Source organism: Pseudonocardia terrae, from assembly GCF_021343995.1.
Classification (GTDB): domain Bacteria; phylum Actinomycetota; class Actinomycetes; order Mycobacteriales; family Pseudonocardiaceae; genus Pseudonocardia; species Pseudonocardia terrae.
The window spans coordinates 1-12,296 of the sequence record NZ_JAJTTE010000099.1 but is presented as its reverse complement, the minus strand read 5'-3'; the positions used below and the strand labels follow the sequence as shown (position 1 = coordinate 12,296).

8 protein-coding genes and 1 pseudogene are annotated in these 12,296 nt (G+C 76.6%); 7 read left to right on the top strand and 2 right to left on the bottom strand.

The genetic code is table 11. The annotated features are described in order from the left end of the window. Positions 1 to 205, top strand: a pseudogene (locus LWC33_RS33535) (hypothetical protein); the annotation flags it as partial. Here the strand turns inward: LWC33_RS33535 and LWC33_RS33530 are convergent. Beyond that, a complete protein-coding gene (locus tag LWC33_RS33530) occupies positions 202 to 2,634 on the bottom strand; it encodes an HAD-IC family P-type ATPase (protein WP_233308734.1) in 2,433 nt (810 codons plus the stop codon). The pseudogene LWC33_RS33535 and the gene LWC33_RS33530 overlap by 4 nt on opposite strands. A gap of 144 nt (positions 2,635 to 2,778) precedes the next feature. Between LWC33_RS33530 and LWC33_RS33525 the strand changes: the two genes are divergently transcribed. Beyond that, entirely contained in the window at positions 2,779 to 4,149 is a 1,371-nt protein-coding gene (locus LWC33_RS33525) for a PQQ-dependent sugar dehydrogenase (RefSeq protein ID WP_233308733.1), read from the top strand. A gap of 127 nt (positions 4,150 to 4,276) precedes the next feature. Continuing rightward, entirely contained in the window at positions 4,277 to 5,278 is a 1,002-nt protein-coding gene (locus tag LWC33_RS33520; protein ID WP_233308732.1) for a zinc-dependent alcohol dehydrogenase family protein, read from the top strand. Positions 5,279 to 5,286: 8 nt separating this feature from the next. Here the strand turns inward: LWC33_RS33520 and LWC33_RS33515 are convergent, their stop codons facing one another. Then, a complete protein-coding gene (locus LWC33_RS33515; RefSeq protein ID WP_233308731.1) occupies positions 5,287 to 6,030 on the bottom strand; it encodes a GAF and ANTAR domain-containing protein in 744 nt (247 codons plus the stop codon). Between the two features lie 409 nt (positions 6,031 to 6,439). Here LWC33_RS33515 and LWC33_RS33510 point away from each other — a divergent pair, with 409 nt between their 5' ends. The 4 genes from LWC33_RS33510 to LWC33_RS33495 form a co-directional block, all read left to right on the top strand. Continuing rightward, a complete protein-coding gene (locus LWC33_RS33510; RefSeq protein ID WP_233308730.1) occupies positions 6,440 to 7,135 on the top strand; it encodes a response regulator transcription factor in 696 nt (231 codons plus the stop codon). Positions 7,136 to 7,206: 71 nt separating this feature from the next. Beyond that, positions 7,207 to 8,610 (top strand): sensor histidine kinase, encoded by a 1,404-nt coding sequence (locus tag LWC33_RS33505; RefSeq protein WP_233308729.1) that lies wholly within the window; start codon positions 7,207 to 7,209, stop codon positions 8,608 to 8,610. Between the two features lie 81 nt (positions 8,611 to 8,691). Then, the gene (locus tag LWC33_RS33500) at positions 8,692 to 10,086 is read left to right on the top strand and encodes an MFS transporter (RefSeq protein WP_255693901.1); all 1,395 of its coding nucleotides are present in this window, start codon (positions 8,692 to 8,694) and stop codon (positions 10,084 to 10,086) included. Positions 10,087 to 10,236: 150 nt separating this feature from the next. Next, on the top strand, positions 10,237 to 12,296 hold a 2,060-nt coding region (locus LWC33_RS33495), incomplete at its 3' end, for an AMP-binding protein (protein WP_233308728.1).

Sequence of the window (12,296 nt, the reverse complement as noted above, 5' to 3'; positions counted from 1 at the left end):
CCTCGTCCTGCTCCGGACGGCGCTGGTCGTCCTGGCCGCGCTCGTGGTCGTGCTGATCGACCAACCCTCGGGCTGGACGATCCTGGTGGTGGTCCTGGTGTTGCTGGTCCTGCTCGGGATCGTCCAGTTCCTCGACCAGCCGCGCCCCGCCGAACCCGAGCCCGCGCCGCAGGCACCGGATCCGGACGGAGTGCGCTCCGGCTAGGCCGGAGCGGCCGCCAGGGCGGGCGCCGCGCCACCGGCGGCGCGGCCCCGCACGAACCGCCCGATCACCTCGATGACCAGGCCCGCGACCACGCCCAGCCCCACCCCGACGCCGACGCGAAGCCACGTGACGTCGAGCAGGAACACAGTGTGGGACAGGAAGGGCACCGCGAGGATCACTACGACGACCAGGGCCAGGCCGGCCACGAGTGCGACCTTCCAGCGGTTGAAGGGCCGGGCGAACAGGGTCAGCGCCCAGAGCGACGCCACGAGCACGGTCACCGTCGCCACGGTCTGCCCGGCCGCCGAGCCGCCCGTCGGCTCCAGCCAGCGGACGGTGCGGTCGCCGGAGTACGCCGCCGTCCCGATCACCACGCCGATCGGCACCGCCGACCACAGCACCCGCGACAGGAAGCCCGGGACGTAACGCCGCCGGTTGGGGGCGAGCGCGAGGACGAAACCGGGGATGCCGATCGTGACGGCCGAGATCAGCGTGAGCTGGATGGGCGCGAGCGGGTAGGCGGCCGCGGTCACGATGACCACCAGCGCCATGAGCAGCGAGTAGACGTTCTTGACCAGGAACAGGTTCGCCGCGCGCTCGATGTTCGCCATGACCCGCCTGCCCTCGGCGACGACGTCGGGCAGGTGCGCGAACCGGCCGTCGAGCAGGACGAGCTGGGCGACCGCACGGGTGGCGGCCGCGCCGTTGCCCATCGCGACGCCGATGTCGGCGTCCTTGAGCGCCATGGCGTCGTTGACGCCGTCGCCGGTCATCGCGACGACGTGGCCACGCCGCTGCAGCGCCCCGACGATCGCCCGCTTCTGCTGGGGCGTGACCCGGCCGTGGACGGGGTGGGCCTCGAGGACGTCGGCGAGCGCGTCGGGGTCCTCGGGCAGGGTCCGGGCGTCGACGGCGTCGGCCGCGGCGGTGATGCCCGGCAGGCCGACGGCGGTGGCCACCGCGCCGACGGTGCGCGGGTTGTCGCCGGAGATCACCCGCAGCGTCACGCCCTGCTCGGCGAAGAAGCGCAGGGTGTCCGCGGCGTCGTCGCGGATCCGCTCGGCGAGCACGACCAGGGCGCGGGCCTCGAGCTCCGGCGGGAGCACGGGCCCGTCGGCCGGGGACTCGGTGTGCGCGAGGACGAGCACCCGCCGCCCGTCCTCCGCGATCTTCCCGGCGGTCTCCAGCAGGTCCGCGGACCCGGCGTCGGCCGGCTCGGGGAGGACCATCTCGGGCGCCCCGAGGACCCAGGTGCCGTGCTCGCCGGTGCCGATGGCGGACCACTTGCGGTCCGAGGAGAACGGGACGGTCTCCGTCGAGGTCCAGGAGGTGTGCGAGAAGACGGTGGCGAGCGCCGCCGCAGTGGCGTTGCCGCCCGGCTCGGTGCAGCTCAACGCGAGCGCCTCGCGCACCTCGGCCTCGTCGAGCGCGTCGGCCTCGCGCGGCAGTACGAGCCGGTCGAACACGATGTCGCCGTGCGTGAGGGTGCCGGTCTTGTCGAGACAGACGACGTCGACGCGGGCCAGCACCTCGACGGCGGGCAGCTCCTGCACCAGGGTCCGCTTCCGCGCCAGCGTCACCGCCCCGAGCATGAACGCCAGGCTGGTCAGCAGCACCAGCCCCTCGGGGACCATCCCGACGAGGGCGGCGACGGTGCCGGTGACCGCCGCCTGCCAGGTGTCGGCGTCGCTGGTGCGGAACTGGCTCCACACCAGCAGCGGCGCCACGACCAGCATCATCACCGAGATCCAGCGCAGCAGCGTGTTCGTCCCGGAGATCAGCTCGCTCGGGGTGCGCGTGTACTTCTTCGCCTCCGCGGTGAGCCGGGTGGCGTACGCGTCGGCGCCCACGGCCGTGGCCCGGAACCGGCCCTGCCCGGCGACGACGATCGAGCCGGAGCGGACCTGGTCCCCGGGGGCCTTGGCGATCGGGTCGGACTCGCCGGTCAGCAGCGACTCGTCGACCTCCAGGCCGGCCGACGTCGTCACCGTCCCGTCCGCGGTGACCTGGTCTCCGGAGCGCAGCTCGACCAGCTCGTCGGCGACGACGTCGGCCACGTCGATCTCGGCCACCTCGCCGTCCCGGACCACCCGGGCGTGCGGGGCGTTCAGCACGGCCAGCCGGTCCAGCGTGCGCTTGGCGCGCACCTCCTGGATCACCCCGATCGCCGTGTTGGCCACGATGACCAGGCCGAACAGCCCGTTCTGCCAGCGGCCGGTGGCGGCGATGACGAGGAAGAGCGCGAACAGCAACCCGTTGAACGGCGTGACGACGTTGGCCCGCACGATCTGCCCGACGCTGCGGCTGGTCCGCGCGTCGACGGCGTTCGTGCGGCCGGCGGCGACCCGCTCGGCGACCTCCGCGGCGGTCAGCCCGCGGTCGCCCCGCGGGGACTCCACGACGGCGCCGCGACCGAGCACGTCCTTCACACGTCCCCCCGACCTCGGCCCCGAACGGCTCGGAGCCGGTTCCGTGAGCCGACTTCGGACCGGACGTGGCCCGCGTTACGCGCACCCGACGCCCGACAGCCCACGATCGGTCCGAATCCGCGTCGAGGGAAGGGCAGTTCGTCCATGCGTGCGTCCCGTGCGGTGCTGCTGCTCGTCGCCGTGCTCGTGCTGGCCGGCTGCGCGACGTCGGGCACGCCGTCCTCGTCGTCGTCCTCGTCGTCGTCCTCGCCCGCCGGGGCGCCGACGGCCGCGGTGCCGGCGGACCTGGTCCCCGTCCCGGTGACCGTGCCGGCCGGCCTGGACGCGGCGCCGTTCGACGTCCCGCGGCAGGTGCTGGTGCCCCCCGGCTGGTCGATGTCGGTGTTCGCCCGCCTGCCCGCCGCGCGCCTGGCCGTGTGGGCGCCGGACGGCTCGCTGCTGGTCTCGGTGCCCGAGGGCGGCACGGTCGTGCGGCTGGTGCCCGACGGGCGGGGCACGGCCACGGAGACCCCGCTGCTGGACGGGCTGGACCAGCCGCACGGGCTGACGTTCGCCGGGCCGACGCTGTACGTGGCGCAGAGCGACCGGGTCGACGCCTACCCCTACGCCGGCGGCCGTGTCGGCGCGCCCCGGCCGGTCGTGACCGGGCTGCCGGACGCGAAGAGCCCCGAGCTGGGCGGTGCCTACGCGCACGCCCTGAAGAGCGTGGCCGTCGGTCCGGACGGCGCGGTCTACGTGTCGGTCGGCTCGACCGGCAACATCTCCGCAGGCGACCTCACGGCGAACCCGCCGCGGGCGTCGATCCTGCGGGTGCCGCCCGGGGGCGGGCCGCCCGCGCCGTTCGCCGTGGGGGTCCGCAACGGGACGGGGCTCGCCGTCGCGCCGGACGGGTCCGTGTGGACCGCGGTGAACAACCGCGACAACATCGAGTACCCGTTCGACCGCCCGTACGACGGGTCGTCGGGGTCCGCGCGCGGCGACGTCGTCACGGCCTACGTGCGGGACCACCCTGTGGAGGCGATGGCCCGGCTCACCCCGGGCCGCAACCTCGGCTGGCCGTACTGCAACCCGGACCCCGACGTCACGCCCGGCGTCGCGGGCAGCGCCCAGGTGCTCAGCGACGTGCCGTTCACGCGGGACGAGCAGACCAACCCGGACGGCGCCGCGCTCGACTGCGCCACGCTGCCGCGGGTCGAGCAGGCGCTCGGCGCGCACTCGGCGCCGCTGGGGCTGGCCTTCGTCGACGGCGGTCTGCCCGGGGACTACGCGCACGGGGCGTTGGTCGGTGTGCACGGCTCGTGGAACGCGGAGCCGCCACGGGCGCCCGAGGTGTCGTTCTTCCCGTGGCAGGACGGCGGGCTGGGGCCGCAGCAGACCCTTGTCGGCGGTTTCCAGGCGCCCGACGGCTCGCGGTGGGGCCGGCCCGTCGCGGCCGTGGCCGGGCCGGACGGCGCCGTGTACGTGACCGACGACGACGCCGGCGCGGTCTACCGGCTGGCCCCGCCGGGGCGGTGACGACGCGCCCCTCCGGGGGAGTGTTCTGCGGCGGTGTTCTGCGGCGGTGCTCCCGTGGGACCAGCGGCCCGCGCGGCCGGGACCGGCGGCCGTTCCCTTGTGGACCCCGGCAGGCCATGCTGGCGGGATGAAGGCGTGGATCGTCCGGAGGCCGGGACCGATCACGGCCGGCCCGCTGGCCCAGGTGGACCGGGACGACCCGGAACCCGGCGCGGGCGAGGTCCGCGTGCGCGTCTCGGCGTGCGGGGTGTGCCGCACGGACCTGCACCTGGCGGAGGGGGACCTCGCCCCGCACCACCCGGGCACGGTGCCGGGGCACGAGATCGTCGGCGTGGTCGACGCGCTCGGCACGGGCACGCGACGGTTCGCGATCGGCGACCGGATCGGCATCGCCTGGCTGCGCGGGACCTGCGGGCGCTGCCGGTTCTGCCGGTCCGGGCGCGAGAACCTCTGTCCGGACGCGCGGTTCACCGGCTGGGACGCCGACGGCGGCTACGCCGAGTACGCCGTGGTCCCCGAGGCGTACGCATACGCCTTGCCGCCCGCGCTCGACGACGCGACCGTCGCCCCGCTGTTGTGCGCCGGCATCGTCGGCTACCGCGCCCTGAAGCGGGCGGAGCTGCCGCCGGGCGGGCGGTTGGGGATCTACGGCTTCGGCGCGTCGGCGCACGTCGTGGCGCAGGTCGCGATCGCGCAGGGCGCCACCGTGCACGTGCTGACCCGCTCGCCGGAGGCCCGGGAGCTCGCGCTCGCGCTCGGCGCCGCCTCCGCGGGGCCGGCGGACGCGGCGCCGCCGGAGCCGCTCGACGCCGCCGTGACCTTCGCCCCCGTCGGCGGGCTCGTGCCGGTCGCGCTGCGGGCGCTCGACGCCGGCGGCACCCTCGCGATCGCCGGCATCCACCTCACCGACATCCCGGGGCTGGACTACGAGCGCGACCTCTTCCGCGAGAGGCAGCTGCGCAGCGTCACCGCCAACACCCGCGCCGACGGCGAGGAGTTCCTCCGGCTCGCAGCCGCCCTCGGCGTCCGGCCCACCGTCGACCCACGGCCGCTGTCGACCGCGGACCGCGTGCTGGCCGACCTGGCGGCGGACCGGATCACCGGCGCGGCCGTGCTGCTGCCCGGGTGAGGCGCGGTTCAGAGCTCGTCGCGGCGCTGGGTGAGGGTCTCCGCGATGCGGGCGAGCTTGACGTTGAGCGACTGCGAGGCCGACCGCAGGATCCGGAAGGCCTCCTCGGCGTCGACGCCGCGGCGCTCCATGAGGATGCCCTTGGCCTGACCGATCACGTCCCGGCTGCGCACGGCCTCGGTCAGCTGCGTGACCTTCAGCTCGGCGCGGGTGGAGGCGAGCGAGCCGGCGACCGCGGTGGATGCGTGCGCGGCCAGCACCAGCGCCGCGTCGCGGTCGGCCTGGTCGAGGCCGCCCGGGCGGCGGGAGTAGACGTTGAGCGACCCCATCCGCGGCGGGTCCTGCGCGGGGAACAGGCCGACCGCCATCGCGCTGCCGACACCCAGGTCGGCGGCCGCGGGGCCCCACTTCGGGAACTCCTCGCCCGTCGCGACGTCCGCGGAGAAGGCGAAGCCGATGCCCGGCACCCGGCTGGCGTCGAGGCACGGACCCTCGTCGAACTCGTTCTGCAGCTCGTCGAGACGCACGCCCACCGGGTCGGTGGTGGCCGGGGTGTCGATGGTGCCGTCGCGCGACCGCAGCGAGACGCTGACGATGTCGGCACCCTGCACCACGCGGACCGTCGCCTGCGCGATGCGGTCGAGCACGTCCTGCACGGTGGGCGCGTCGAGCAGCTTCTCGGAGAGCGAGACGAACTCGGCGACGAGCGGGGGCGGCGCCCCGAGGTCGCCGTAGCGGTCGTGCTCCGACATGGTGTCCCTCCTGCTCGCGGAGCCGGTGCCGACGAGCCTACGCATCCCGCCCCGACCTGCCGGGTGGGACGCGCCCCGTCGATACCACCGCTCCGCCGGACCACACCATCCCACGGACCCTCGACACGGGACGCGGCGGCGGGGAGCGGGCTACGGGGAACGGGCTGCGGCCGGGGGCGGTCGGTCGACGTCCGGGGGCCGGGGCCGCAGTGTCTATGGGGGCGGCGCCCGGCCCGGTCAGGTGGACGGGGGGAACCTTCCACCTGATGCGTGTGTACCGACCCCCGGGAAGGGCGGGCAAGGCCCGGAGGCGCTGCGCCGCGAGATTTTGCCGTCGGCTAACCGACCTCTCAGGTCGCTCGTACGTCGGGCCGTCGATCCGCGGCGGCGGGCTCGGGATGATGGCCCGGTGAGCGCGCGCATCCTGCTCGTCGAGGACGACCGGGGCCTGGGTGAGGGCCTGGTCGAGAGCCTGACGCAGCACGGTCACGAGGTGGTGTGGGCGCACACCGGCCAGGCGGCCCTCGAGCGTGCGGGAGCGGAGGAACTCGACCTCGTCCTGCTCGACCTCGGGCTGCCCGACATGGACGGCGTCCGGGTCTGCCGGGCGCTGCGCGCGCTGTCCGCCGACACCGTGGTGGTGATCCTGACGGCCCGCGGCGCGGAGATGGACGTCGTCGTCGGGCTCGACGCGGGTGCCGATGACTACCTGACCAAGCCCGTCCGCCGCGAGGAGCTCCTCGCCCGGGTCCGCGCGCACCTGCGCCGGGGGCGGCCGGGGCCGCCCGGCGAGCCCGTGCGGCTCGGCGACCTCGAGCTCGACCTGCGGGAACGCCGGGTGGTCGTGGCCGGGCACGAGCTGGTGATGCGGGCGAAGGAGTTCGACCTGCTGGAGCGGCTGGCCCGCGACCCCGGCGCCGCGCTGAGCCGGCGGACCCTGATGGCCGACGTGTGGGACGACCACTGGGCCGGCTCCACCAAGACCCTCGACGTCCACGTGGCGGCCCTGCGCCGGCGGCTCTCCGGCTTCCCGGCCGGGATCCGGCTGCCGCGGATCCGCACGCTGCGCGGGCACGGCTACCGCCTGGAGCCGCCGACGGCCTAGCCTGCACCCCTCGCACCACTCCGGCCGCCGACCGGCCGGAGCGGCGCGGCCTCGCTGGGCTGGGGGTGACCGTGCGAGGAACCGCTCGCGTCCGCACCCGGATCGTCGCGCTCTCGGTGGCGATCGCGGCGATCGCCGTGACGCTCTTCGGCGTGCCGCTCGCCCTGGGCCTCGCCCGCTACGAGGTGGACGACGAGGGCGTCACGCTGCAACGGCTCGCCGACCTGACCGCCGCGGCGGTCCTCACCGATCTCGCCCACGACCGCGTCCCGGCGGTGCTGCCCGGCTCGGGGACGCCCGGGACGACGCTCGGCCTCTACGACGACGACGACCTGCTCGTGGCCGGCGACGGCAGCCCCACCGGCGACGTGCACGTCGGCGCGGTCCTCGGCGGTGCCGCCCCGCGGATCGTCCGCATCGGCGACGACGTGGTCACCGTCGTCCCGGTCCGCGGCGAGCACGACGTCATCGGGGCGGTCCGGGCCTCGCGTCCCGTGTCGGTGGTCTACGCCGCGCTGGTGCCGATCTGGCTGGGCATGCTGGGCCTGGCCGCGCTCGTCCTGGTCGCGGCGTGGGCGATCGCGCGGCGGCAGGCCGGGCGGCTCGCGCACCCGCTGGAGGACCTGGCGGTGCTGGCCGGCCGGCTCGGCGACGGGGACTTCAGCGTGCGGCCGCGGCGGGCCGGGCTCGCGGAGGTCGACGCGCTCGGCGCCGCGTTCGCCAGCACCGCCGCCCGGCTCGACGCCCTCCTCGCCCGGGAGCGGGCCTTCTCCGCCGAGGCGTCGCACCAGCTCCGGACGCCGCTGGCCGCGCTGCGGCTGCGCCTGGAGAACGCCCGGGCGGACACGCGCCCGGGGGCCGAGCTCGGTCCCGCGCTCGACGCCGCCGTCGCGGAGACCGACCGGTTGACCCGTACGGTCGAGGAGCTGCTGGCGCTCGCCCGGTCCCGGGACGGCGCGGGGCGGGCCCCGGTCGACCTGCACGCCGTACTCGACGAGGTGGCCGAGACCTACCGGCCGCGGCTCGTCGCCGAGGGGCGCGAGCTCGAGCTCGACCTCGACGGCATCGGCGACGGGCATCCCGACTGCGGCGAGCCCGCGGTCGTCGGGTCGCGGGCCGCGATCGGCCAGGTCCTCGCCGTGCTACTGGACAACGCGCTGCGGCACGGCGAGGGGGCCGTCCGGGTCGGCCTGCGCGACGTCGGCGACGCCGTGGCGGTCGACGTCGGCGACGAGGGGCCGGGGTTCGCGAACGGCCGTCCCGAGCGCGACGGCGGAGCGCCCGGGCCCGAGACCCCGGGTGAGGGCCTGGGTCTCGGCCTCCCGCTGGCCACCCGGCTGGCCGAGGACCAGGGCGGACGGCTGGTCGTCTCGCGGGAGAGCCCGCCGGTCATGACCCTCTTCCTGCCGCTCGACGACGGCGGGGGCGCCGCGTCCGGGGACGGTGCCTCCGGCGCGGGCGGGCACGCGGACTGACCCGGGACGTCGGCCGGTACGGTCGGCCCGCTCGTGAGGCGGTCCGGTGTGGGCCGACGCAGGAAGGGAAGGACGCCGGGCATGGCCGACACCCCCGCCCAGCCGGACGACCGCCGGGAGGGCACGGCCGCGGACGGCCCCGACGGCACGGCCGCGGACGGCCCCGACGCCACGGCCGCGGGCGGCCCCGACGCCACGGCCGCGAAAGGGTCGGACGGCCCGGCCGCGGGCGGCCCGCACGACACGGCGCCGGGAGCACCGCCGGCCGGGGCCGGTCCGCGGCGAGGCGTGCTCTTCCCGCTCTACGCCGCCGGCTTCGTCACGGCGTTCGGCGCGCACGCCGTCGCGACGGGCGCGGGCGCCGAGACCGGGTCCGGCCAGCTGTCCGTGCTCGCGCTCGGCCTGGTCCTCGCCGTGTACGACGGCGCGGAGATCCTCCTCAAGCCGGTGTTCGGCTCCCTCGCCGACCGTGTCGGGCCGCGGCGCGTGCTGGTGGGCGGCCTCATCGCGTTCGCCGCGGTCTCCCTCGTCTACGCGCTCGTCGCGGTGGCCGGGGGGATGGCGTCGGGACCGGGCTCCGCGGTGGCGCTGACCCTGGCGCGGCTCGGCCAGGGAGCGGCCGCCTCGGCCTTCTCGCCGGCGGCCGGTGCGATGGTCGGGCGGTTGGGCTCGGGCGGCCGGCAGGGGCGCGTCTTCGGCTCCTACGGCGCGTGGAAGGGCCTCGGCTACACGGCCGGCCCGGTGATCGGCGGGGTGGTCCTCACGTTCGCCGGGTTCACGACGCTGTTCGTCCTCCTCGCCGCCGTCGCCGTCGCCGTGACGGTGTGGGCGGTCCTGAGCGTCCCCGCGCTCCCGCCGTTGCCGCGGCAGCGGCAGACCGTCGTCGACCTCGCGCGCCGGCTCTCCGCACCGGGCTTCCTGCGGCCGACCGCGGCGCTGGCCGGCACGACGGCGGCGCTCGCGACGGCCGTCGGCTTCCTGCCGGCGCTGGGCACCGCGGCCGGGCTGAGCGCGATCGTCACCGGCGCGGTGGTGGCCTGCCTGGCGCTCTCGTCGACACTGGTCCAGCCGCGGGCGGGCCGGGCCCACGACCACGGCAGGCTGACGACACGTACGGCGCTCGCGGTCGGGTTCGCCCTGATGGTCGTGGGCTTCGTCCTGGCCGCGACGGTCCCGGGGATCGTCGCGCTGGTGGTGGCGGCCGTCGTCATCGGCCTCGGGGTCGGGATCGCGACCCCGGTCGCGTTCGCGTCGCTGGCCGCCTCGTCCCCGCCGGAGCGGCTCGGCCAGACCATGGGCTCCGCGGAGGTCGGGCGCGAGCTGGGCGACGCGGGCGGGCCGCTGCTCGTCGGCGTCGTCGCCACGGCCGCCTCCGTCGCCGTCGGCCTCGGCGCGCTGGCCGCCGTGCTCGCCGTGGTCGGGGCGGCGGCCGTGGCGGGGCGCTTCGCCACACCGCCGGCCGACGGGCGCGGCTGAGCCGGGGGGCAGCCCCCACGCGGTCGGGGGTCCGCCCCGGTGGGTCCCAGGCCTGTCCCCATGGTCCGGAGCGGCCCGCGCCGACACCCTCGGACATCCGGTGGGCCGCCCGTCGCGGTCCGCACGTCGGGTGGACCAGCGGGGGACCACATGTCGATCACGCAATCGGGTCAGCACGGGCCGCAGGCCCCCGGCCGACCGGACGTGCCGCTCTCGGAGTTGGTCGTCGTCGACCGGCACGAGGCGCAGGGCTGGCGGGTGCGCCGGCACGAGCGCCTGGACTCCGTGTTCGAGGAGCGGTGCGACTGGATCCGGGAGTACGGCCGCGCCGGGCAGCTCGCCGTCGACGCCCCCGGCGTCTCGCTGACCTACGACGAGCTCGACGCCCGCGCCAACCGGCTCGCCCGGTACCTGCGGCTGCACGGCGCCGAGGCGGGCGACCGGATCGCGCTGCTGTTCGACGACCGCGTCGAGGCCTACGTCGCGCTGCTCGCGGTGCTGAAGATCGGCGCCACGTGCGTGCCGCTCGACCCGGACGCGCCGGCCGACCGGCTAGCCTTCGTCGTCGCGGACACGGCGGCGCGGATCGTGCTCAGCCGCTCGCACCTGCGCAGCCGGGTGACCGCCCCGGAGGCGCTGGGCACCGGGACGGCCGAGGTGCTCGCGGTCGACGACGCCGCGGCGCTGATCGCGGAGATGAGCCCGGCGCGGCTGCAGCCCGCCGAGCGTGGCGGCCTCGCCGACCGACCCGCGTACGTCGTGCACGTCGCCGACCCCTCGGGCTGGTCCGAGGGCGTGACGCTCGACCACCGCGCCGTCGGCAACGCCGTGCGCATCGCCTCCGAGACCTTCGGCCTGCGCGGGCACCGCCTCTACCAGGGTCGTGCCCTGTTCTCCGGCGGCGGCATCGAGGAGGTGTGGATGGCGTGGGCCGCGGGGGCGACGCTGGTGCCCGCGCCCGGCGGACCCGCGCTGCGCGGCCCGGCGCTGCACGCGGAGCTCGAGGGACGGCGCGTCACGGCCCTGTGCACCACTCCCGCGCTGCTCTCCACACTCGAGCGGGACCTTCCCGGGCTGCGGTTCCTGCTGGTGTCCGGCGAGCCCTGCGCGCCGGGTCTCGTCGCGCGGTGGCACCGCCCAGGCCGGCGCCTGCTCACCGCGTACGTGCCGCCCGGCGCGAGCGTGACCGCGGCGTGGGCCGAGGCCCACCCGGACGAGCCGGTCATGATCGGGACCCCGTTGCCCACCTACGCGACCGTGGTGCTCGACCCCGAGTTCCCGCTGGCCCTGCCGCACGGGCAGACCGGCGAGCTCGGCGTGGCCGGGCTCGGGCTCGCGTGCGGCTACCTGGACTCCGGCGACGCCTTCGTCGGCGACTTCCTCGGCATCCCCGGCAACCCGTCCGGCCGGATCTACCGCACCGGTGACCTGGGCCGGGTCGACACCGAGGGGAAGATCGAGTACCGCGGCCGGATCGCGCTGCAGGTGCTCGTCGGCGGCGAGCGCATCGACCTCACGGCGGTCGAGTCGGTGATGCTCGGGGCGCGCGGCGTCGCCTCGGCGGTCGTGGTCGCGCACGGCGCGCCCGACCGGCCCGAGCTCGTCGGCTACTACACCCGCCGGTCCGACGGGCCGGTCGACGAGCAGGAGATCCGGAGCCTGCTGCGGGAGCGGCTGGCCCCCGGTCACGTCCCGGCCCGGCTGGAGCGGATCGACGCCCTCCCGCTGACCGCCGACGGCCTCGTGGACCGGGCGGCCCTGCCCGCCCTACCCGCGCCGCCCAGCGGCACCGAGATGTCGGTGCTGCGGGCCGAGAACGCCCGGTTGTCCGAGGAGCTCGAGGAGCTCGAGCAGCTGCTGCCGCCGTTCCCGACCGAGCCACCCGCGGCCGAGGTCCTCACGCCGGACCAGATCCTGCGGCCGGCAGAGCCTCCGGTGCCCCCGGCGCCCGCTCCCGAGGTACTGACCCTGGACCAGATCCTGGCCGCGCCGACCGCTCCGGCTCCGGTCCGGACGCCCACCCCGACTGCGCCGGCTCCGACCCCGGCACCGACCCCGGCACCGGCACCGACCACCCCGGCCGGCGGTCTGGCCGCGGCGCTGGCCGGCGTGCTGGCCGAGGTGCTCGCCGTCGAGCACGTGCCCGTGGACGCCCACGTGTTCGACGACCTGGGCGCGGACTCGATGGTGATGACCCGCTTCTGCGCCCG